Raw genomic sequence first — 22804 nt, forward strand, 5'->3', positions numbered from 1 at the left:
ACAGGCGTACTGCCGGGAGTTTTTGGACACGTACCGTGACGTGCGGGCGTTTCGGGGTCCCCGGATCTGTCCAAGAACTCCAAGGGGGAGGGCGGCCAGGATCAAGCCATGATCCTGGCCGCCCTTTTTTGCCTTGCTGGCCGCGGTGGTCCGCGTCTCCATCTTCACCATGCAGCGATCTTTGGCCCAGTTGTGATGTTGAAGGGTAAGCCGGGGCATTGCCAGCGCGGTGAAGTAGTGCCAGTGTCGAACCATGACCGAGAACACGTTGTCCACCGAGGATAAGTTCGCTCCTGACGTCTCGCTGAGGCGCAACGACGCGCATCACCGCTATGAGCTGCATGTGGGGGGCAAACTCGCCGTCCAGTCCTTCTACCGGGACCTGCCCGGCCATATCGACTTCAGCCACACAGAGACGTCGCCGGACTTTGAGGGCCAAGGCCTGGGCAAGGTCCTGGCCCACTTCGCGCTGGATGACGTGGTGGCAGCGGGAAAGCGGATCATCCCGCACTGCCCGTTCATCGCGGGCTACCTCCGCGGGCACGAGGGCTACGAGCAGTGCGTCGACTGGCCGGACAGTCCAGCAATGAACGGTTCAGGTGCTTGAGCAGGCCTGCGCCGCACCGACAACCCTTCACGAAAAACATTTCTTCCTGCCCGTGCCCGCGTAGCGCGTTATTGTGCCGCCGCACCGGGTACCTTTCCTGAGCGCGGTCTTGCAGAGGGCGCACGCTGTGGAATGCGCGCCGTTTTTCGGGTCAGCGCACACCGGGGAGGAATCCGGGATGAATCACCAGGAACAACTGTTTGATGTGGCTGTCGTCGGGGGCGGGCCGGCCGGGCTTAGTGCGGGTGTTGCCTTGGCCAGGGCGTTGCGGTCCGTGGTAGTGATCGACGCCGGCGGGCAAAGGAACCTGCCCGCAGAAGGCGTGCACGGGTTCCTTACCCGCGAGGGCATGAGCCCCAAAGAGCTTCTGGCTGCCGGACGGGAAGAACTGGCTGAATACGGCGGGGAAGCCGTCACCGGGTTTGTAAAGTCCGCCAGGCGCGATGGCGACAACTTTGTGCTCTCGCTCGAGGACGGCTCAACCTGCCGTGCCCGCCGGCTGCTGATCACTTCGGGAATTGAAGACCAGCTTCCCGACCTGCCGGGCGTGGCCGACCGCTGGGGCCGGGACGTACTCTATTGCCCCTATTGCCATGGCTGGGAAATCCGAAACCGGAAGGTGGGAGTAATGGCCTCCGATGCCCACGCAGTCCTTCAGGCCCTGACTTTCCGGCAGTGGAGCCCAGACGTGGCCCTCCTGCTCAACGGTGAATTGGCGCTCAGCCGGGGCCAATCGGAACAGTTGGCCGCGCGGTCCGTCAAAGTGGTTGAAGGCCGCGTCTGCGGGCTGGTGGTCGAGGACGACAAGCTCACGGCGGTCACGCTCGCAGACGGATCGGCAGTAACGCTGGAAGTGCTGGTGGTCAGCCCCGCAACCGTCAGCCGGGTCACCATGCTCGAGGCCTTGGGGCTGAAACCGGATGGCCTCGAAGAAGGGCCGGGGACGTGCCTGCCGACCGATGAATCGGGGCTCACGTCCTGCCCGGGAGTTTGGGCTGCCGGTAATGCAACCGACGTTTCCGCCCAGGTGATGACGGCGGCGGCCGCCGGACTGAAAGCTGCCGCCGCCATCAACGCGGACTTGGTGCTGGAGGACACGCGCCGGGCAGTGGAGGCCGCCAGGACCCCCGCCTCCCGCTAGCTGACTGGCCCTGTTGGCTGACCAGCCTGACCAGCCCGGTTAGCTGGCGAGGGCGTGCAGGCTGAATGCCGGGACATCGATGGTGAAGCCGCAGGCGCAGCGGTAAGTCTCCACGTTGGCGGGCGGGGAACCGGCCCCGACCGGAATGACCTGGGCGTCGTCAACCTGGACGGGCTGATGCAAAGGCATCGCGTCCGGATCGACCAGCTGCATAGGGGCACGGCAGTGCATCCGTGAACTCAGGGTGACCAGCAGCCCCGCATCCACGGGACGGATGAAGCTCAAGGGAGATTCTTCCCCGGCTTCTTGCTCCATGGGGACTGACAACTGATTTTTTACTGCGGTGGTCACGATGGTCATCCTTGGGCTTCTTCACGGAACTACCGGCGTTGGCAGCTCCGCCGCGAACTGCTTGCGGAGGTTCAATTACCCCACAACCTAAGCATGCTTACTAATCTTTGGGCAAATCCGCTGTGCCCCAGCACACATCATCAGCCGTCCAGTTGCAACGCCCCCGATGCCTGCCTGCAGCCCTGACTGCCGGTCACTGACTGCGCCGGCGCTGCCACTGGAATGCGTGCCAGAACAGCAGTCCGATGACAGCAGCAAGCCCTGCGACGATTGCGTAAGGCGCGAAGGTGAACATCAGGAAAGATGCCGGCATCCCTGAAGTCGTCGGGCCCACCATGGAGTTGGCGTTGAGGAAGATCAGGGCTCCGCCCCCGATCAGCAGGATGGCCAGCAGCCACAGAACAACGATGAATGGGTTGACGGCGGGAGCGGTGTGGTGGGCGGAATCTTCCCCTGCTCCGGTTTGGACTGCCCCCGCTATCGGGTTCCCATCCTGGTCCACTTCCCGGAACCCGATTGCACCAGCTGACTGCTCCATATTTCCCCCTGTTAATGCGCAGCCCGCGGCCGCTCGTAGGCCAACCCTAACGCCGCCACGACGTTGCCGTCTTGTCGCACCCTGCTTCGATAGCGGGGCATTTTGCGGCAGGAGTAGCTTGAGGCGCCAGTCAATGACGGTCCGATAAGCGAAAAGGCAGGGGAGCGAGGGCCCTTCCGGGAAATACATCACGGAAGTTTGATTAAAAGGCTGCCCTAAGTAAGGCTTACCTTTGCAAGTGGATGAACGCCGACCGAAGGAAGACCAGTGCCGCTGATGCCCCGCCTTGACGAGTTGCAAGTGGATGCCCCGCCCCATAGCCCCGAACCGCCGGGCCAGGACTTTGGCTCCCGTGTGGAACTCGCCCTTGGGGCCAGCAACCACCTTTTCAACACGCGGAACTCGCCGCGGTACGTGGCGCAGGTGCTGCAGGGCGTCACTGCCGTGGCCACCAAACTGGAGCGGACCACCCAACCATTCACCGGCGTCGCGCCTTCCCAGTTGAAGGCGCGGGTAGGGGCGGTGGACCTCGAAGCGCCCCTGCCGGACACTGCTGCCGCGCTGCAGGAACTCGACGACGTGTACCTGCGCGACGCCGTCTACTTCCACGACACCAAGTACGCGGCGCACCTCAACTGCCCGGTGGTGATTCCCGCGCTGGTGGGTGAGGCGATCCTGTCCGCCGTGAACTCATCGATGGATACCTGGGACCAGAGCGCAGGGGCCACCATGATTGAACGCCGCCTCATCGACTGGGCCGCGGAAAAGCTGCACCTGGGCAGCAATGCCGACGGGGTATTTACCTCCGGCGGCAGCCAGTCCAACCTCCAGGCCCTGTTGATCGCCCGCAACCACGCAGTGGCCGGGCTGAGGCAGGACCCGGCCCGCAGCGGCCTCCGGCTCCCGGCGCTGCTGGACACGCTTCGAATCTTTACTTCCGAGGACAGCCACTTCAGCATCCAGAAGTCGGCGTCCATGCTGGGCCTGGGGTTCGACGCCGTTATCACCGTGCCGTACACGCGTGACCACCGGATGGACCCCGCCGCCCTGGCGGAGGCGATGGCGGAAGCGCACGACGCCGGCCTGTCACCCATGGCGGTTGTCGCCACCGCGGGAACTACCGACTTTGGTGCGGTTGATCCGCTGGCAGAGCTCGCCGCACTGGCCCGGGCCTACGGCGCCTGGTTCCACGTCGACGCCGCGTACGGCGGCGGCCTGATGGTCTCCGGCCGCTACCGCCACCTCCTGGACGGAACGCGGCTCGCCGATTCGATCACCGTGGACTTCCACAAAACTTTCTTCCAGCCGGTCAGCTCCAGCGCACTGCTGGTCCGCAACCGGACCATGCTGCGACACATCACCTACTACGCCGATTACCTGAACCCGGAAAGCGCTGCCCTGGCCGAGATCCCCAACCAGGTGGACAAGAGCATCCAGACCACCCGCCGCTTCGATGCGCTCAAGCTGTGGCTGACCCTCCGCATTATGGGCGCGGATGCGATCGGGGCCCTGTTCGACGAAGCCATCGACCTTGCCGCCCGCGTCGGCGCGCTCCTCGCCGCCGACGACGACTTTGAACTCGCCGCGCCACCGCAGCTCAGCACCCTGGTCTTCCGGTTTCGGCCCCGCCTGGAAAGCGGGGAGCGGCTCTCGGAGGACGCTGCCGACGCCTTGAACCCGGCCATTCGCGCCGCCGTCTTCGCCTCCGGGGAAGCTGTGGTTGCCGGGACGAAAGTCGGCGGCCGCCACTACCTCAAGTTCACCCTCCTCAACGCGGAGGCCACGCTTGAAGACATTGCCGAAATCGTCACCCTTCTGCGCCGCACCGGCGCCGGGCTGCTGCAACGCGAGGTGTCCGCATGAGCGCCCCCACCAACAGCAGGATCCATGACTTCGCTGCCGTCGGCGTCGGCCCCTTCAACCTGGGCCTCGCCGCACTCACCGAGCCCGTGGAAGGACTGGACGGAATTTTCCTGGAACAGCGCGAATCCTTCGATTGGCACCCCGGGATGATGCTGGAGCCCGCCCACCTGCAGGTCCCCTTTATGGCCGACCTCGTCACCATGGCAGACCCCACCTCGCGCTACTCGTTCCTGAACTTCCTCAAGCAGACCGGCCGGCTTTACCGCTTCTACATCCGGGAGAACTTCTACCCGCTGCGTGCCGAGTACAACCAGTACTGCCAGTGGGTGGCCGGGCAGCTGCCCGCCGTGCGTTTTGGCACAGCTGTGCTGGATGTGACGTACGACGACGGCGTGTACCGGCTTTCCGTCTCCGGCTCCGAAGGGCCGGAGGTGCTGCTGGCGCGGCGGCTGGTGCTGGGCACCGGCACCTCCCCTTACGTGCCGGAGGCGGCTGCAGGCATTCTGGCCGAGGCGGCCGCGGGCGGCGGGGGAGTGGTCTTCCATAACGCCGATTACCTGGCCCGGAAGGCGGAACTGCAGCAGCAGCGAAGCATCACCATCCTGGGGAGCGGCCAGAGCGCTGCGGAGATCTACTGTGAGCTGCTTCAGGAATCGGACGCGCACGGCTACCAGCTGAACTGGGTGACCCGCTCGGGCCGCTTCTTTCCACTGGAATACACCAAGCTGACCCTGGAGATGACCTCACCCGAGTACGTGGACTACTTCCATAAGCTCCCGCAGCACCAGCGCGACCATCTCAACAAGACGCAGAAAAATCTCTACAAGGGCATCAACTCCGACCTGATCGACGCCATCTACGACCTGCTCTACACCAAGAGCATCTCCGGCATGGTGGACACCCGGCTGTTGACCCACTCGACCCTGACCGCCGCCCAGTGGGACCCGGAAGCCGGCACCCACACCCTGCACCTTCAGCACGGTGAGCAAGGCAGGTCCTACACACTGGACAGCGGAGCCGTCGTGCTGGCCACGGGTTACGGCTACCAGGAGCCCGGCTTCCTGGCCGGCGTACAGGACCGGATCGCCCGGGACGCCGCCGGGAGGTTCGCTGTGGACCGCAACTACAGCACCGGCGTCGAACCCGGGGAAATCTTCGTCCAGAACGCGGAACTGCACAGCCACGGGTTTGTCACTCCGGACCTGGGCATGGGCGCCTACCGCAACTCCTGCATCCTGCGGGAAATTGCGGGGCGCGAGGTCTACCAAGTGGAGCGCAGCATCGCGTTTCAGCAATTCGGAGCGCCGGCGTACAGGGGAGCGCCGGCAGGCATTGCGGCGCCTGCGAATCTTGAAACGGCGTCAGAGGCTGGAACAGGGGTGCCGGCATGAGGTTTACGTTCCGCTGCCTCGACGCGAAGGCCGACGCGCCGCTTGTCCACCGCTGGGTGACCCAGCCGTACGCCTCGTTCTGGGGCATGCTTTCCGCCAGCTTGGACGACGTGGTGGAGGAATACGCAAAGATCCAGGCCAGCGGTCATCACCACGCACTGCTGGGGCTCGACGACGGCATCCCAGCTTTCCTGATGGAGGAATACCTTCCATCGTCCTCGCCGCTGGCGGCTATCTATCCCGTCCTCCCCGGGGACCTGGGGATGCACCTCCTGGTGGCGCCGCCGTCGGACGGACCACAGCCGGGGTTCACCGCCGCCGTGATGGACGCCGTCCTCGGCCGGCTGTTCGCCAAGCCCGGGGTGGACCGCATTGTGGTGGAGCCGGATGCGCGCAACACCAAAATCCACGCCCTTAATGAACGGTTGGGCTTCCAGCCCGCCGGGGTAGTGACGCTGCCGGGCAAGGACGCGCTGCTGAGCTTTTGCAGCCACTCCGATTACCTCGCCGCCCGCGCGGCACTGCCCCTCACCCATTCCACCCTGCAGGAAGCCGCACTATGACCATCCTCAAATCCTCCACTCCTGCCGCCGGCACCGACCTTGCCCCCACAGCTGCCGCCCCGCACCTCACGGGCGACCGGTGGGACAAAGCGAACCGGCACCTGCTCCGCAAGGCGCTCGCCGAGTTCTCCCACGAACGCATCCTGGCCCCGGAACGGCTCGGCGGTGAACCCGTAACAGGCGACAACGAAAACTACCGGGTGCGCAGCGACGACGGAACGCACGAGTACCGCTTCAGCGCCCGCGTCCTCGAACTTGGCCATTGGTCCATCAACGCCGGTTCCATCCGGCACTTCCACGAGGGCACCGAAATGCCGCTGGACGTGCTCGAGTTCATCACGGCGTTCTCGGGCGTCCTTGGCATCAACATCCAGATGCTCCCCGTGTACCTCGAGGAGATCAGCAGCACACTGGCAAGCCACGCCTACAAGCAGTGGGCCGGCCAGCCGTCGGCTGCAAAACTCGCCGCGGGAGTCACCGGGGGCTGGGACCGCGCCGCCGACTTCCAGGCCATCGAGCGGAGCATGACCGAAGGACACCCCTGCTTTGTGGCAAACAACGGGCGCCTTGGCTTCGGCCTCGATGACTACCGCGCTTTCGCTCCCGAAACCGGCGCCCCCGTGCAGCTGGAATGGATCGCCGTGCACCGCAGCCACGCCGTCTTCACGTCGAGCGCCGGGCTGGATTACCGGGCCCACCTGGAGGCCGAACTCGGCGCGTTGCTAAGCGATTTCGACGCCGACTTGCAGGTGCTTGGCCTAAACCCAAACCAGTACTTCCTGATGCCAGTGCATCCGTGGCAGTGGGAAAACAAGCTCAGCGTGACATTCGCGGCTGAGATCGCCCGGCAGCGCATCGTCTATCTGGGCACTGGGACGGACACCTACCAGGCGCAGCAATCAATCCGAACGTTCTTCAACACCAGCGCTCCGGACCGCCACTACGTCAAGACCGCCATGTCCGTGCTGAACATGGGTTTTATGCGCGGCCTGTCGCCGCAATATATGAAGGCGACCCCGGCCATCAACGACTGGCTGCGGGACCTGATCGAGGAAGATTCCGCCCTGCAACAGCGCGGCTTCACCATGATTGGTGAAATCGCCGCCATCGGCTACCACAACGGCTACTACGAAACCGGGTCCGCCAACGGCTCGCCCTACCGGAAGATGCTGTCCGCGCTGTGGCGGGAAAGCCCGCTGCCGCTCCTTCAGGACGGGCAGCAGTTGGCCACCATGGCGTCGCTCCTGCACGTGGACTCCGCGGGCAAGCCGGTGGTTTCCGCCTTTATCGAGCGTTCAGGGCTGGCGCCCGAGGACTGGCTGCGGCGGTACTTCGAGGCCTACCTTGTTCCGTTGGTGCACTGCCTCTACCGGTACGAACTTGCGTTTATGCCGCACGGCGAGAACGTGATCCTTGTCCTCGAGGACGGGGTGCCGGTGCGGGCCATCATGAAGGACATCGCCGAGGAAATCGTGGTGATGGGGGACAGGCTGGACCTGCCCGAAGACGTATCGCGGATAAAGGCGGCCATCCCGGAGGATGAGAAGGTGCTGGCCATCTTCACAGACATCTTCGACTGCATCTTCCGTTTCATGGCCGCACTCCTCGAGGAGGACGGCAAGCTCAGCGAGGAGGAGTTCTGGCGCACCGCTGCCGCCGCCATCAAGGACTACCAGGCCCAGCATCCCGAGCTGGCAGACCAGTTCTCACGGCACGACCTCTTCGCCGCAGACTTCGAGCTGTCCTGCCTCAACCGGCTGCAGCTGCGCAACAACCAGCAGATGCTGGACCTTTCGGATCCCTCCGGCGGGCTTCAGATGGCCGGGCGCCTGGCGAATCCGCTGGTGAGGTTCGCGGAACAGTAAACCCAGGAAGACACCGGTGGCTAGGCTGGCAGCATGACAACAAAAACCACCGGGGCAACAGCCCTCATCACGGGTGCCAGCGCGGGCCTGGGCTCTGAGTTCGCACGCCAGCTCGCTGCCCAGGGCTGCAACCTGGTGCTGGTGGCGCGGAACCTGGCCCGCCTTAAGGAAACAGCGGCGGGCCTGGAACGGCGCTACGGAATCACGGCTGAGGTACTGCCCGCGGACCTGACGGACGACGCCGGTGTGGCCGCCGTCGTCGGACGCCTGTCCGATCCGCAGCGGCCGGTGGGAATCCTCGTCAACAACGCAGGGATCGGTCTGCTGCACAACTTCGAGGACAACCCCATCTCGGAGGAGAAGAAGCACCTGAAGCTGCATGGCGAGACGGCCATGGAGCTCACGCACGCTGCACTGAAGGGCATGCTGGAGCGGGGCGGGGGCCGGATTATCAACGTGGCCAGCATCGCCGCGTTCCTTCCCAGGGGCACTTACTCCGCCGCGAAGGCCTGGCTGGTGAGCTTCAGCCGGTGGGCCAACCTGACCTACCGCCGGCGCGGCATCAGGGTCACCGCAGTGTGCCCCGGGTTCACCCACACGGAGTTCCACGACCGGATGGGAATGGACAAGTCTGTGGCCCCGTCGTGGGCCTGGCTGAACGCAGAGCGGGTTGTCCGGGAGGGCCTGGCGGACAACGCCCGGGGCAAGGCGGTGTCCATCCCGTCCAAGCGCTACAAAATGGTGGCGGCGGTGGCACGGGTGGCGCCGGCAAGGCTAGTGGCGGGACCGGCGCGCAAACCCAAATAGAACTGCCGGGCTGCGCGTACCAGCCCGCCGGACAGCCACCACCACCGCAATTCCCACCAGGGCACCCACCAGCGTTTCGGCACCGCGCTCCAGGATCAGGACTGCGGGGTCGATGGGGTCGGCAAGCTGGGTCATCAGGAGGATCACCGGCGTAAAAGAGACCATGGCCAGGCCGTAATGGCGGGCCATGAACAGCTCGGTGGTGAACTGGAAGAGGATGACCAGGAGTGCCAGCACCACGGCCTGCGGGGCGGGGAACAACCCTGCCAGGGACCAGGGGCCGGGCAGGATAACGACGGCGGTGACCCCCAGTCCCACGAACGTCCCCACGATGCGGTGGATGCCGCGCCGCACGCTGCTGGGCAGGTCCGCGCCGGCGAGGGGTACCGCCGCCGCGGCCATGGCCCAGTGCGGGTGGCCGCTGCCGGAAAGGACGCCGACGGTACCCGCGGCGCCTACAGCGAGCACGTACCGGGCGGCGTGCACCAACATCTCCGCTTGGCGGGCGGGGTTTCCGGCAGGGACGCCCCGGACCGCACCGCGCTGCCATGACCTGCGGCGGATCCAGCCGCCGAAACCCACCAGAATGGAGAAAACAGCCGACCCCGCCGCGATAAGCATGGCCACGTGCCACGGAACCTCCGTGGGTACCGACGCGCAGGCTCCCAGTGCGAGGATGCCGAAGAACGGTCCGTTGGGTTTGAGCCGTACCCGGTCAGCGAACACCGACCCCATGCCGGCCAGCACCGCTTCGACGGCGACGAGCCACCAGGAGTGGAGGTGGTTGACGGACAGGAACAGACCTACCGCAACCCCGCCGAGCAGGACTACCGCGGCCTGGGCCTGGTGCCGGAGACGAAGCTGGTGCGGCTCGGAGCGGCCGTACATGCCCGTCAAGGCACCGAAGACTGCGTACATCATGAGGTCTGTGTGGCCTGCGGCCAGGAGCAGTAGCGAGGGAACTGCAACGCTGATGGCTACCCGCAGGGCCGCGAGGTGGTCCCGGTTGGCCGGTTCCAGCCGATGGAGGGCGCGCACCTGCTCCACGAGAAGCTTCATGCCGCACCGTCCCTGCTGGTCGCTGGATCCCTTCCGGGCCTCTCGGAACGTATCACCGGCAGCTCCATCCGGGCCATTTCCGGAGGGGCACCGGGACATAAATGGACATAGCGCCAAGGGCTGAAGTGGCAAGGCCAAAACCGCACGGCTAAGGCCCGCCCTGTGCGTTCCCGGAAGGACTGCGCAGGACGGGCCCTTGGAAGCGTGGGCTACAAGGTCTGCCCGGACCGGACCCTGCCGGTCGGTTGCGGTGCGTGCCCGCGTACGAGCGCTACACCCGCTCGGGAATCTTCCCGGCGGTGCTCGAATCCGTGATGTCCTGGGTCTCGAACGGGAGTTCGTCAAGATCGATCAGCGGGTTTTCATCCTGAGTGGCCACCAGTTCGCGGGCCTCTGCCTGGGTGTCCACGCTGGGCATGGAGCCCGGCAGCGGGCGCTGGGCCGATTCCTTCAGGAAGTAAATAGCGACCGCGCCCACCAGTGAGGTGCCCATCAGGTAGTAGGCAGGCATCATGTCGTTGCCGGTGGCGCTGATGAGCGCCGCCACGATGAACGGCGTTGTTCCGCCAAAGATGGCCACCGAGAAGTTGTAGGCGATGCCCATCGCGCCGTATCGGCTGGACGTGGGGAACTGGGCCGGGAGCGCGGAGGCCAGGTTGGCCACGTAGAACGTTACCGGGAACGCGATCAGGGAAAGTCCGGCCAGCGTGGACCAGATTTCGCCGACGCCGATCAGCATGAATGCCGGGGTTGCCAGCACAACCGTGCTCAGCGCACCGATCCACAGGACCGGGCGGCGGCCGATCCGGTCGGACAGCTTGCCGGTGAGCGGGATGCAGAGGCTCATCACCACCAGTACGGGGATGGTCAGCAGGGTGCCGTGCACCTCGTCGTAGCCCTTGGACTCCGTGAGGTACGTGGGCATGTAGGAGGTGAGGGCATAGCCGGCGGTGTTGGCCGCAGCAACCAGGATCATCGCCACGATGATCGAGCGCCAGTAGGCCTTCACGATTCCCACCGGGCCCTTGACCGTTGCTTCATCCGAAGCGGCGGCATGCTTCGCGAGGTCTTCCTGGGCGTCCAGGGTTGCCTGGAATTGAGGAGACTCCTCGATCTTGCTCCGGAAGTAGACGGCGATCAGGCCCAGCGGACCGGCAACCAGGAACGGAATGCGCCAGCCCCACTCCTCCATGGCCGTCTGGCCGAGGGTCAGCTGCAGGGCGGACACCAGGGCGGCGCCGAGGGCGAAGCCAAAGTAGCTGCCCATGTCCAGGAAGCTGGCGAAGAAGCCGCGGCGCTTGTCCGGAGCGTACTCGCTGACGAACGTGGTGGCACCGGCGTATTCGCCGCCGGTGGAGAAGCCCTGGACGATCTTCAGGAGCACCAGCAGGCCTGCTGCCCACAGCCCGATCTGGGCGTAGCCGGGAAGGAGCCCGATGGCGAACGTGCTTGCCGCCATGATCATCAGCGTGGTGGCGAGGATCTTTTGGCGGCCCATCTTGTCGCCAAGCCAGCCGAAGATTACGCCACCCAGCGGGCGGGCGATAAACGTGGCGGCGAAGGTTCCCAGCAGGAACAGCGTCTGGGTGGTGGGGTCGGACTCCGGCAGGAAGACGGGCCCCATGGTGGTGATGAGGTAGCCGAACACGCCGACGTCGTACCATTCCATGGTGTTGCCCACGATGGTTCCGCCGAGGGCCTTCTTCAGCATGGGCTGGTCAACCACGTTGACGTCCGACTCCTTGAGCCGGCGGCGCTTCAAAATCTTTGGCTTGCGCGGACCTTTGGCAGCCGCGGCTGTGCCGGGGGGTGTAGCTGGGTTGGTTCCGTAGGCGTTGTGCATGACTGCGGAAGAGTCGGTGATGCTTCGGTCTGTGGGCATTTGGGCAACTCCCGTGGAGGTCATTTGCTTGCGACTTGTAGCTGCCCCGCTCCGGGCAGGCCTTCAATTTTACGCGAATCCCATAGCGCCTGTGCGTTTGATGCCGTAGGATCGCTCCCTTTGGGAGCCTTTCTGGCCGGTTGCGGGAAAGTTCTTTCCCGCTTTTTCCCGCGCCAGCACTGGGATCGGTGACATCCGGTGCCATCGTTACCGAATCTTTTTCATTTTGGACGCACGAAACCCCTTTTTGCCCCGGATCCGCGCGGAAAAAGTGACGCCGCCCACGGCTTCCGGAGTCCTCCCGCAGGCCGCCCGCAGGACCTGCAGGGCCGCCGTTGTCCTTGCCTGCAGCCACCGCTGCTTTAGGGGTTCACAGGTGCCCTGCGCTTCCTTATGGTTGTGCCATGGGAACACTTTCTTTTAGGTAGGCGGTCGCCTGCGGCCAGGCCACTGCCGGCCCCCTTCAGTCGCGAAAAGGCCCTTCTGGCCTCTATTGGTAGCACTTCATTTCATTGCGGAAAGGAAGAACAATGGCTGACGAAAACACAGGAAAGCACATAGCGCCGGAGCTCGCCGATCATCTCGCTGAAGCAATGGCCACCCCGGATATGCCCGGTGCAGCTGCCCCGCTGGCCCCGGCGGGGCCGGGCGGACCGGGCAGCTGGCCCGATGGCAACGGGAAGCGGCGGCATCCCAAGGATCGCGGCTCCAGCCACGGCCGCGTGGGGCAGGGGGCAGCGGTCACGGCGGTCCACCGCACTGGCCGGCCGCAGATGCCGCACTCGTCCTGAGGACGCGCAAGACAAGAACCCTGACACCTAAAATACCCGGGGACACCGGAATTCCGGGGTCCCCAGGTATTTTGCGCGTCGCCTGTTTTCGCAGGCCCGCTGCGCTCACTAAGCCTCAGGCACAACGTCTTCCGGATCCTTGTCGAGCCGCCAACCGCGCCAGACCGGATGGCGGAGCCGCCCTGTCCCGGTCCATTCGCTGTACGTCACTTCGCCAACAAGTTGCGGGGCCACCCAGTGGGCGTCCGCCGAATCCTCGCGTGGAACGTCCTGGAAGGGGCACGTTTTTCGGGCGAGGCGGTCCACGGTCTGCCGGAGTTCCGTCAGTTCCCGGAAGCTGAAACCGCTGCCCACCCGGCCCACATAGCGCAGGCTCCGGCCCTCCGGGATGCCTACCAGCAGCGAGCCCACCGAGCCCTGGCGTGCGCCCTTGCCGGGCCGCCAGCCGCCCACCACCACCTCCTGGGTCTGGTCGAGCTTGAGCTTGATCCAGGTCCGTGTCCGCTGCCCGCTTACGTACCGGCTGTCCATGCGCTTCGCCATTACGCCTTCAAGGCCCAGTTCCTGCGCGCTCTCCAGGATGTGCTCCACCCGGTCCTCGAGGACAGTGGAAAGGTCCACCGGGCTGTCCGACGGGCTGAAAAAGTGCTCCAGCCGCCGGCGCCGCTTGGCGAGGGGCATTGTGCGCAGGTCAGTGCCGGCGTCGAACAGCAGGTCAAAAAGCATTAGCCGGACCGGGATCGCCCTGCGTGCTTTGGCGACGTCACCGGGCCGGGTGAGTTTCATGCGTCCCTGGAGCAGCCCGAAATCCGGCCTTCCCGAAGACCCGACGGCGATGATCTCGCCGTCCGCGACAAACGGCTGGGCCGGCCAACTGTCCCTGTCCGTAAACTCGGGGTAGGTCCTGGTGACGTCGTTCCCGTTGCGGCTGAAGATCCGGACTGTCTCCTCGTCGGCGACGAGGACGGCGCGCACCCCGTCCCACTTGAGTTCGAACTGCCAGTCGCTGCCCTGCAGGTCCGCTGTCGTTCCTGACGTGGCCATCATGGGGCCGAAGTCCTCGGGTGATGCGGAAGCGGAAGTCGGCCCCGGTGCCTGGGACGGCGCTTCAGCTTCCTCCGGCTCTCTCGCGTCCTCTTCTGTTTCATCATCCGGCTCTTCAGCCTCCGCCGGTTCCTCTCCCACCGCCTCTTCCGCCGCCACGTCAGCCTCATCTTCCGGCTTCTCGGCTTCCTCCGGCGCCGCGTGGCGGTGCCGGCTGCCCGAATGGTCCTTGTCCATGAGGTGGATGAGCCATTGGCCTTCGGAGTCCCTGCCCTGGCCGCGGCCGGTGTGGATTAACGCGAACTTCCGGGTGCCGCCCAGCCCGCCGCCCTCCGATCCGGTGAGCGTGACGATGACTTCCCTGCCGTTGATCCACTTGTGCAGCTCGTACGTGCCGGTGTCCCAGATGGTCATTTCACCGGCCCCGTACTCCCCTTTAGGGATGGTCCCGTTGAACGTGAGGTAGTCCATCGGGTGGTCCTCGGTCTGGACGGCCAGGTGGTTCTTGCCGCCGGATTCGGGAACGCCCTTCGGCAGCGCCCACGACACCAGGACGCCCTCGTGTTCCAGCCGGAGATCGAAGTGAAGCCGGCTGGCGTGGTGTTCCTGGATGACGAATGCGTCACCACTGCCGGCCGCACCGCTAAACGGCTCGGGCGTTGCCTTGGGATCACGCATGGAACGGTACTTGACAAGGCGGGGATTGCCGTCGTCGTGCTCTTCGTTGCTCGTGCCCTGGGCAGCCGGGGCACCTCCTGAGGGTTTGACGACGACGCCGAAGGGCTCCGTGCCGTCCTGCACCCTGCGCAGCACCTCCCGGTAGTCCAGGTGCCGAAGGCCTGGCGAACTGATTTCCTGCCAGGTCCGCGGCGCGGCGACCGTTGGGGTGTGGCGTCCGCGGAGCGAATACGGAACGATGGTGGTTTTGGCCGCGTTGTTCTGGCTCCAGTCCACCAGCACCTTGCCTTTGCGGAGGGTCTTCTTCATGTCGCTGACGGCGAGGTCGGGGTGGTCGGCCTCCAGAGCCCGCGCCAACTCGCGGGCAAAGGCCGAGATCTGATCGGAGGTCTGGCTCCGGTCCAGTGCGGCGTACAAATGGATGCCTTTGCTTCCGCTGGTCACCGGCACCGGATCCATGCCCACGTCCTCGAGGATCGAGCGTGCCAGGAGCGCCACCTCCACGCACTCCTCCAGGCCTGCACCTTCGCCGGGGTCCAGGTCCAGGACCAGCCGGTCCGGATTCAGCTGGTTGCCGTGCGAATCCACCTGCCACTGGGGAACGTGGATTTCCAGGGAGTTGATCTGGCCGAACCAGGTAAGCGTGGCGGGGTCGTTGACCATCGGATAGTGGATGGTCCGGTCCTTGTGGGTGATGGCGGCCCGCGGCAGCCAGCCGGGAGCGGAGTCCTCAAGGTTCTTCTGGAAAAACACCTCACCCGGCTTCTCCGCGGTGCCCACGCCGTTGACCCACCGCTTCCTGGTAGCCGGCCTGCCGGCGGCAGCGGGGATCAGGACGTGGGCCACCGCGGCGTAATAGGCGAGCACGTCGGCCTTGGTGGTGCCGGTCTCCGGATAAATGACTTTGCCCAGGTTGGTGAGCGTCAGTTCCCGGCCCGCAACCCGGACACGCTCCTTACCTGCGGCCATGGGGCTTCACCTCCGGCCCTGCGTGATGTTGACTTGAGGAATGAGAGCCATCTGGAAAGGTGCCATCGCGTTCGGCCTGGTCAACGTGCCCGTGAAGGTCTACAGCGCAACCGAAGATCATGACATCAGTCTGCACCAGGTCCACAACGCCGACGGCGGCCGGATCCGCTACCAGCGCAGGTGCGAAGTCTGCAGCCAGGTCATCGATTATTCGGACATCGAGAAGGCCTACGAGGAGGACGGCCGGACCGTGATCCTGGCCAAGGACGAGCTCAAGGCCATTCCGGCAGAGAACAGCCACGAGATCGAGGTGGTGCAGTTCGTCCCGTCCGAGCAGCTTGAACCCATGATGTTCGAGAAGAGCTACTACCTGGAGCCGGACTCCAAGTCGCCCAAGGCCTACGTGCTGCTGCGCCGGGCGCTGGAGGACACGGACCGTGTAGCCATCGTCCAGTTCGCGTTGCGTGAGAAGACGCGGCTGGGTGCCTTGCGGATCAAGGACGACACCTTGGTCCTCCAGTCCCTGCTCTGGCCGGACGAGGTGCGCGAAGCAAACTTCCCTTCCCTGGAGGCAGACATCAAGATCTCCCCGCAGGAACGCGACATGTCCGCGGCCCTGGTGGAGTCCATGGCGGCCGACTTCGACCCCGCCCACTTCACCGATGACTACCAGGCGCAGCTCCGGCAGCTCATCGAGGCAAAACTCGAGCAGGGCGACTCGCTGGATACTGACGAAACGTTCGGAGTGGAAGCCGGCGAGGGCGGCAAGGGCGAGGTCATTGACCTGATGGAAGCACTGAAACGGAGCCTGGACCGGAAACGCGGAGGCGGCGGATCCGATGCTTCCGCAGCAGCCTCGGGAGACGGGGAACCGGGCGCTGAGGCCGGCAGCGACGACGAAGAAGATACCAAGCCGGCGCCCAAGAGGGCCGCCGCAGGCAAGCCGACGGCGGGCAAGTCTGCCGGCACTAAGTCCGCCGCCGCGAAGTCGGCGGGCGCAAAGTCCAGCACCGCAAAGACCGGCACGGCAAAGTCCAGTGCTGAAAAGTCCACCGCCACCAAGTCCACCGCCACCAAGTCCACTGCAGCGAAGTCCACGGCCAGTAAGACCACTGGCAAGCCTGCCGCCAAAAGCACCAGCAGCAAGGCAACCGGCACCAGGGCGCGCAAGCCGGCGTAATGGACAGCGGCCTGCTGTGCCTGTTCCGTGGGTTAATGCCATGAGTATGAAACTACTAAGCCTGCTTGCTTTCCGGTAGTCGGCGCCACTTCCTGCCGGGCTGCCTGCAGCAGGTCTCTTGCGGCTGCCGTCTTGGGGCCTGCTATCTCTACAATCCGTCTCTTTACAGCGGAGTTCGGCGAGTCCACAATGAGTCGCATCGCAGCCTCCGCTGTGCCCGCAGCGCGCTGTTCACTCACTGACGACTCATCACAGTAGAGAGGCACAGTCATGACGGACCAAACAGATGTTGTGGAGGCGGACAGGGCGCTCAAGCAGAAGCACCGGGCCATGTGGGCGTCAGGGGACTACCCCGCGCTTGCCGATGAATTGCTTCCCGAACTGGGAGCCGTCCTGGTGGAAGCCTGCGGCCTCAACTCGCGGCAGCGGGTCCTGGACGTCGCCGCGGGGGCAGGCAATGCAGCTATCCCCGCCGCGATGATGGGTGCGAAGGTAGTGGCGAGCGACCTCACCCCGGAACTGTTCGACGCCGGCCGCCACCAGGCAGCGGACCGCGGCGTGGAGCTGGAATGGATGGAAGGCGATGCGGAGGCGCTGCCCTTCGGTAATGACGAGTTCGATACCGTGATGTCCTGCCTCGGCGTGATGTTTGCACCCCACCACCAGCCGGCAGCCGACGAGCTCCTGCGGGTGTGTAAACCGGGGGGCACCATCGGGCTCCTCAGCTGGACTCCCGAGGGATTCATCGGCAGGATGTTCGCCACCTTGAAGCCGTTTGCCCCGCCTCCGCCACCGGGTGCGCAGCCGGCACCGCTGTGGGGGAGCGAGGACCACGTGCGCGAACTCTTTGGCGACAGGATCACCGAAGTCCAGACCCGGAAAAAGACCCTGGGGGTCCGTAGTTTCCACCAGCCGGAGGACTTCGTCCGCTATTTCAAGTCCCACTACGGACCCACCATCTCGGTCTATAAATTCATTGCCGAAGACGGGGACAAGGTGAAGGACCTGGATAAGGCGCTGACGGAACTGGCCGAGTCGTTTGGGGACGCCCATGGCGATGCCCCGTTCAGCATGGAGTGGGAGTACCTGCTCTTTACGGCCAAAAAGGCCAAGGGTAATGCCAGGTGATTATGTAGCCACGTCCTCGGCTACCGTAAATGCGCCTCCCGCCAGGGTATGGGACATCATCACGGACCCGGCCGCCACCAGGGAGTTTATGTTCGGTGCCGAGCTTGTCACGGACTGGACGGTGGGCGGGCCCATCACCTGGAAGGGCACCTGGGACGGCAAGGACTACCAGGACAAGGGCGTAATCCTTGACGTCGAACCTGGCCGAAGGCTCGTCTACACCCATTTCAGCCCGCTGGGCGGCCGGGAAGAGAATGCGGAAAACTATCACACGCTGACCTGGGCGCTTCAGGACCTGGGCGGCCGGACGCTGCTGGTGTTGTCGCAGGACAATAACCTGAGCGCGGAGGCGGCGGAGCACTCAAAAGGCATGTGGGACCAGCTGATGGCGGAGGTCAAGAAAATCGCCGAACGTGGCTAACCCAGCTGGTTGGTCGGGATTCGCTTAACCGCAAGCGGCCGCCGTCGGGCACTTCCCTCAGTGGGGAAGGCCCGACGGCGGCCGTTCGGCTTTGCTGCCTTGGCAGCAGGAGTGCCTGGGCGGCGTTGCTGCTACTCGGCGTCGTGGTCCGTTTCCAGGATCTGGACCAGGCGTTCCAGCGCCGTGTCAGCGCCGTCGCCCTCGGCGCGGAGCACCACCACGTCGCCGTGGGAGGCGCCCAGGCTCATGAGGGACAGGATGCTGGCGGCATCCATGGCCTCGTCGGCCGGCTCGCCTTCGCGGGCAATGGTGATGTCCAGGTCGAACTCGCCGGCCGCCTCCGCGAAGATGGCGGCAGGGCGGGCGTGCAGGCCCACGCGGCTGGCGACGGTTGCGGTGCGTTCTGGCATTTTTGCTCCTTATGTCTTTCGGCAGGCTGGGGGTCAGTGCCGGGTAGGTAGTGGGCGGGTCAGACCGTTGCTGGGACGGTTTCAACCGTAGCAGTGGTCTTGGGGGCTGCCCAGCGCTTGAGTGCCACCACAGCCAGCGCGGTGATCACCGTTCCAACCGCAACCGCGATGACGAACATAATGAAGTTTTCGATTGCGAAGAAGACGAAAATTCCACCGTGGGGCGCCTTGGAACCAACGCCTGCCGCCATCGAAATTGCACCCGTCACCGCTCCACCCAGCATGCTGGCAGGGATGACGCGCAGCGGGTCGGCAGCTGCGAACGGGATGGCGCCTTCCGAGATGAAGGATGCTCCCAGCAGCCATGCTGCTTTTCCGTTTTCTCGCTCAGCCAGGCTGAAGCGCTTCTTGTCCAAGACCGTTGATGCCAGAGCCATGGCCAAGGGCGGCACCATGCCGGAGGCCATGACGGCTGCCATGATCTGCCATGGCGCCTGGTTGTCCAGCGTTGCGGCACCAAGACCGGCGACGGCGAAGGCGTAAGCGACCTTGTTGACCGGGCCGCCGAGATCGAAACACATCATGAGGCCCAGGATGACGCCCAAGGCGATCGCGCTGGCGCCGGTCAGGCCGGACAGCCACCCGTTAAGTCCTTCAGTGAGAGCAACGATAGGCCCGCCAAGAACCAGGAACATTAGACCAGAGGCGAAGATGGAGGCAAGCAGCGGGATGATCACAACCGGCATCAGGCCGCGCAGCCAGCGGGGGACAGACCAGGTTCCAATCAGGTGCGCCATGTAACCGGCCAGCAGGCCGCCAACGATGCCGCCGAGGAAGCCGGCACCCATGAAACCGGCTACGGCACCGGCCACGAAACCGGGGGCTATGCCGGGCCGGTCGGCGATGGCGTAGGCAATGTAGCCTGCCAGTGCCGGGACCAGGAAGCTCATGGACAGTGCGCCGATCTTGAACAGCACCGCGCCGAGGTAGGCACCCAGCGGGCCGATGGCCTGTTCCGGGTATTCACTGGGCAGGTTGAAGAAATTGTTCGTGGTCACGATGGTGTCCGCGAAATCGGTGATCAGGTAGCCACCCAGCAGGAAGCCGAGGGCGATCAGCAGGCCGCCGCCGGCTACGAACGGAATCATGTAGCTGACGCCGGTCAGCAAGGCCTTCTTCAGCTTCTGGCCGATGTGCTCCCCCTTTTCGGCGGCGGCGTTCTCGGCCTGTTCCTCCGCCCCGAAATGGGGGACGCGGCGGGCGTTCGGGTTGTCCGCGGCGGCCAGTGCTTCCTGGATCATCTTGGCGGGCTCATCGATGCCTCGCTTGACCGGGGCGTTGATGACGGGCTTGCCGGCAAAGCGTTCCTTGCCACGTACGTCCACGTCCACGGCGAAGATCACGGCGTCGGCAGCGGCGATAACAGCGGGATCCAACGGCTTGGCGCCGGAGGAGCCCTGGGTTTCCACCTGCAGGTCGACACCGGCTTCCTGGGCCGCCGCTACCAGGGAATCCGCTGCCATGTAGGTGTGGGCGATGCCGGTGGGGCACGCGGTCACGGCTACAAGGCGTTTGGGGCCAGAGGCGGCGGAGCCAGCAGCGTCGGAGTTTGCCACTGCGGAAGCGCCGGATTGGCCGGCAGCGTTCAGTGATCCCGCAGTTGCATGTGCCGGTGCCGCGGCTGCATGGGCCGCGGGCTTGTCTGCGAGTGCGCCGTCCACCAGTTCCACGATCTCCTCGCGGGACGCGGCATTGCGCAGGGCTGCGGTGAAGTCCTTCTTGATCAGGGACCTGGCGAGCTTGGACAGCAGCTTCAGGTGCTGCTGGTCCGCGCCGTCCGGGGCTGCGATGAAGAAGATCAGGTCCGCCGGGCCGTCCTTGGCGCCGAAGTCCACCTTGGGGTCAAGGCGGGCCATGGCCAAGGTGGGTTCCGTGACTGCAGCGGAGCGGCAGTGGGGTATGGCGATGCCGCCGGGGATGCCCGTGGCGGTCTTCTGCTCGCGGGCGAAGGCGTCCGCAAAGAGGCCTTCGACTTCTGACGCGCGTCCGGTGGCAGCTACTTTGCTTGCCAGGTGCCGGATCACCGTTTCGGGGGAGTTGCCCAGGTTCTGGTCGAGGTCGACCAGTTCCGTGGTGATGAGCTGGGTCACTGTCAATCCTTTCGAAGGGCCGTGATGGTTACGGCATCCGGTGTGGTTTGGTGGACTGCCGGGACGGTGGAACCCGGCAGGGAGGCGGCGGCGGCACCATGGGCCACTGCCTGGCGAAGGCAATCGGCCGGGGCGGCGCCCTGGCCGTGGGCGAGCAGGTAGCCGGCAAGGGCTGAATCGCCCGCGCCGACAGTACTGACCGCGGCGACCGGCGGGTGCGTGGCCAGCCACGCGCCGTCGGCCGTTACCAGGACAGCTCCCTTTGATCCGAGAGTTGCCAGCACAGCACCCACACCGGAACGTACGACGGCGGCGGCTGCTGCTGCGGCAGCAGCCGGGTCCGCTTCCAGTTCGTCAGCGGTGGCCGGGGAGGCGAAGCCGGCTGCAGCAGCCAGTTCCGCCAGTTCTTCGGCGTTGGGTTTGAGGAGGTCCGGTTTTCCCGAACCATTGCCTTCCTCGCCGCTGGAGACGGCGGCGGCAAGAGGGGCGCCGGAGGAGTCCACCGCAATCTGCGGGGCGTTTCCGTTTCCGGCAGACCGGAGCCGGCGGGCCACGGTGGCGTAGAAGTCGGTGGGGAAGCCCGGGGGAAGCGATCCGGCCAGGACCACCCAGCTGGCACCGCGGGAACTCTCGAGCAGCAGCTTCATCAGGGCTTCCTGCTGGGCCGCGTCGAGCAGCGGTCCCGGCTCGTTGATCTTGGTGGTGATTCCGCCAGGCTCGGTGAGCGCAACGTTGGTACGGAGCGGCTCATTGATGGGGAGGGACACGAAGGGCACCCCGCTTTCGCGCAGGCCGGCCAGGACGGGATCGCTGTCCGCGCCGGGAAGTACCGCCACCGATTCCAAACCGGATGCCACCAGTGCCCGGGAGACGTTGACGCCCTTGCCGCCGGACTCCTGGCTGACGGAGACGGCGCGCTGCACTTCGCCCCGTTCCAGCGGACCTGGCAGGGCAACAGTCCGGTCCAGGCTCGGGTTGGCCGTAAAGGTGACGATCATGCGATCACCACGTCTACGCCGGCTTCTTCAAGGGCGGCTGCAAGTTCCGGCCCGGGTTCGCTGTCTGTAATCAAGATGTCCAGATCTTTCAGGGAGGCGAACTGGACCAGGGTTTCCGTGTCCAGCTTGGAGGAGTCGGCCAGCACCACAATGCGGCGGGCCGAACGGACGAAGGCTGCCTTAACGGCCGCTTCTTCAGGATCGGGAGTGCTCAGGCCAAAAGACGAGTGGATGCCGTTGGTGCCGATGAAGGCGATGTCCGGCCGGAACCTGCCGGCCGCGTCAACAGTTGCCTGTCCTACGGCAACCTGGGTGATTCCGCGGACCCGGCCGCCCAGGACCTCGAGGGCTATCCCGGGAATGCTGGAGAGCTTGCCGGCGATGGGCACCGCGTGGGTGATGGCCACCAGGTCCGCACGCGGTTCCGTGGGGTCGGCAGGTTCGACGGCGGTGCGGCGGGCGAGCAGGTCCGCGAGCACTTCGGTGGTGGTCCCGCCGTCGATCAGGACGCTGCCGGCGGAGTTGCGGGGGATGAGGGCAAGCGCGGCCTCGGCGATCCGGATCTTCTGGTCAGGACGCTGGATGGCCCGTTCGTTGATGCTTTCCTCGGTGGTGCTGAACCGGTCTGCCGCTACAGCGCCGCCGTGCACGCGGCGGACAGTCCCGGCGTTCTCGAGGGTGGCAAGATCCCGGCGGACGGTTTCGGTGGTGATGCGGAAGCGCTCGGCCAGGAGGGTCACGCTGACGCGGCCGGTGCCGGCTACAAGCTCGGCAATCTTTTGCTGGCGCTCCTCGGCGAACACATACCCTCCGTTGCGTAAGGCTTGATGGTGCGGATGCTGACGGTTCTGCTTCACATGATGGGAGCGCCTTGCTGGTGCGTGATTGGCATCACATGATGTTGAGTTACTTGACTTTATCTTTGCTTGTGTTGGTTTGTCAATGGAAACCAACACGAAACAAAGTAT

General features: G+C 65.2%; 20 protein-coding genes. 11 read left to right on the top strand and 9 right to left on the bottom strand.

Features of this window, described 5'->3' with window-relative positions; translation table 11 throughout:
- Positions 1-253: 253 nt before the first annotated feature.
- Together M1E07_RS03245 and M1E07_RS03250 are read left to right on the top strand one after the other, a co-directional pair.
- Positions 254-607 (top strand): GNAT family N-acetyltransferase, encoded by a 354-nt coding sequence (locus M1E07_RS03245; RefSeq protein WP_461188864.1) that lies wholly within the window; start codon positions 254-256, stop codon positions 605-607.
- Positions 608-785: 178 nt separating this feature from the next.
- Positions 786-1748, top strand: a complete 963-nt coding sequence (locus M1E07_RS03250) for an NAD(P)/FAD-dependent oxidoreductase (RefSeq protein WP_461188865.1) — start codon at positions 786-788, stop codon at positions 1746-1748.
- A gap of 39 nt (positions 1749-1787) precedes the next feature.
- Here the strand turns inward: M1E07_RS03250 and M1E07_RS03255 are convergent, their stop codons facing one another.
- A complete protein-coding gene (locus M1E07_RS03255) occupies positions 1788-2108 on the bottom strand; it encodes a hypothetical protein (protein ID WP_461188866.1) in 321 nt (106 codons plus the stop codon).
- A 184-nt stretch (positions 2109-2292) separates the two neighbouring features.
- Positions 2293-2637, bottom strand: coding sequence for a hypothetical protein (locus M1E07_RS03260; RefSeq protein ID WP_461188867.1), 345 nt, complete (start codon positions 2635-2637; stop codon positions 2293-2295).
- Positions 2638-2913: 276 nt separating this feature from the next.
- On the opposite strand from M1E07_RS03260, the gene M1E07_RS03265 reads away from it, so the two are divergent.
- Genes M1E07_RS03265 through M1E07_RS03285 form a run of 5 tightly spaced genes read left to right on the top strand, consistent with a single transcriptional unit; the run spans position 2914 to position 9126 of the window.
- Positions 2914-4500, top strand: a complete 1587-nt coding sequence (locus M1E07_RS03265) for a pyridoxal phosphate-dependent decarboxylase family protein (protein WP_461190474.1) — start codon at positions 2914-2916, stop codon at positions 4498-4500.
- Positions 4497-5891, top strand: a complete 1395-nt coding sequence (locus M1E07_RS03270; RefSeq protein WP_461188868.1) for a lysine N(6)-hydroxylase/L-ornithine N(5)-oxygenase family protein — start codon at positions 4497-4499, stop codon at positions 5889-5891. Before M1E07_RS03265 ends, M1E07_RS03270 begins: the two co-directional genes overlap by 4 nt.
- Positions 5888-6454 carry a GNAT family N-acetyltransferase gene (locus M1E07_RS03275; protein WP_461188869.1) on the top strand — a complete coding sequence of 189 codons (567 nt, stop codon included), beginning with the start codon at positions 5888-5890 and terminating at the stop codon, positions 6452-6454. The genes M1E07_RS03270 and M1E07_RS03275 overlap by 4 nt, the downstream gene beginning before the upstream one ends.
- Positions 6451-8319 (top strand): IucA/IucC family protein, encoded by a 1869-nt coding sequence (locus M1E07_RS03280; protein WP_461188870.1) that lies wholly within the window; start codon positions 6451-6453, stop codon positions 8317-8319. The genes M1E07_RS03275 and M1E07_RS03280 overlap by 4 nt, the downstream gene beginning before the upstream one ends.
- A gap of 33 nt (positions 8320-8352) precedes the next feature.
- A complete protein-coding gene (locus tag M1E07_RS03285) occupies positions 8353-9126 on the top strand; it encodes an SDR family NAD(P)-dependent oxidoreductase (RefSeq protein ID WP_461188871.1) in 774 nt (257 codons plus the stop codon).
- Here the strand turns inward: M1E07_RS03285 and M1E07_RS03290 are convergent.
- Together M1E07_RS03290 and M1E07_RS03295 are read right to left on the bottom strand one after the other, a co-directional pair.
- Positions 9094-10185 carry an FUSC family protein gene (locus M1E07_RS03290; protein WP_461188872.1) on the bottom strand — a complete coding sequence of 364 codons (1092 nt, stop codon included), beginning with the start codon at positions 10183-10185 and terminating at the stop codon, positions 9094-9096. The genes M1E07_RS03285 and M1E07_RS03290 overlap by 33 nt on opposite strands.
- A 271-nt stretch (positions 10186-10456) precedes the next feature.
- Entirely contained in the window at positions 10457-12067 is a 1611-nt protein-coding gene (locus M1E07_RS03295; RefSeq protein WP_461188873.1) for an MFS transporter, read from the bottom strand.
- A gap of 530 nt (positions 12068-12597) precedes the next feature.
- Here M1E07_RS03295 and M1E07_RS03300 point away from each other — a divergent pair.
- Entirely contained in the window at positions 12598-12858 is a 261-nt protein-coding gene (locus tag M1E07_RS03300) for a hypothetical protein (protein ID WP_461188874.1), read from the top strand.
- Positions 12859-12966: 108 nt separating this feature from the next.
- Here the strand turns inward: M1E07_RS03300 and M1E07_RS03305 are convergent, their stop codons facing one another.
- Positions 12967-15549, bottom strand: a complete 2583-nt coding sequence (locus M1E07_RS03305) for an ATP-dependent DNA ligase (RefSeq protein WP_461188875.1) — start codon at positions 15547-15549, stop codon at positions 12967-12969.
- Between the two features lie 40 nt (positions 15550-15589).
- On the opposite strand from M1E07_RS03305, the gene ku reads away from it, so the two are divergent.
- The 3 genes from ku to M1E07_RS03320 all read left to right on the top strand — a co-directional run bounded on the left by ku (position 15590) and on the right by M1E07_RS03320 (position 18278).
- Complete coding sequence (ku, locus tag M1E07_RS03310) at positions 15590-16729, top strand: non-homologous end joining protein Ku (RefSeq protein WP_461188876.1); 1140 nt, start codon at positions 15590-15592, stop codon at positions 16727-16729.
- Between the two features lie 270 nt (positions 16730-16999).
- Entirely contained in the window at positions 17000-17857 is an 858-nt protein-coding gene (locus tag M1E07_RS03315) for a class I SAM-dependent methyltransferase (RefSeq protein ID WP_461188877.1), read from the top strand.
- A complete protein-coding gene (locus M1E07_RS03320) occupies positions 17847-18278 on the top strand; it encodes an SRPBCC domain-containing protein (RefSeq protein ID WP_461188878.1) in 432 nt (143 codons plus the stop codon). The genes M1E07_RS03315 and M1E07_RS03320 overlap by 11 nt, the downstream gene beginning before the upstream one ends.
- Before the next feature lie 131 nt (positions 18279-18409).
- Here the strand turns inward: M1E07_RS03320 and M1E07_RS03325 are convergent, their stop codons facing one another.
- The 4 genes from M1E07_RS03325 to M1E07_RS03340 are packed head-to-tail and all read right to left on the bottom strand — an operon-like array spanning position 18410 to position 22639.
- Complete coding sequence (locus M1E07_RS03325) at positions 18410-18688, bottom strand: HPr family phosphocarrier protein (protein WP_104043337.1); 279 nt, start codon at positions 18686-18688, stop codon at positions 18410-18412.
- A 59-nt stretch (positions 18689-18747) separates the two neighbouring features.
- Positions 18748-20838, bottom strand: a complete 2091-nt coding sequence (locus M1E07_RS03330; RefSeq protein WP_461188879.1) for a PTS fructose transporter subunit IIABC — start codon at positions 20836-20838, stop codon at positions 18748-18750.
- A gap of 2 nt (positions 20839-20840) precedes the next feature.
- On the bottom strand, positions 20841-21836 hold the full coding sequence (locus M1E07_RS03335; protein ID WP_461188880.1) for a 1-phosphofructokinase family hexose kinase: 996 nt from the start codon (positions 21834-21836) through the stop codon (positions 20841-20843).
- Entirely contained in the window at positions 21833-22639 is an 807-nt protein-coding gene (locus tag M1E07_RS03340; protein ID WP_461188881.1) for a DeoR/GlpR family DNA-binding transcription regulator, read from the bottom strand. Before M1E07_RS03340 ends, M1E07_RS03335 begins: the two co-directional genes overlap by 4 nt.
- Positions 22640-22804 lie beyond the last annotated feature (165 nt).

It is taken from the genome of Arthrobacter sp. Z4-13, from assembly GCF_054792705.1.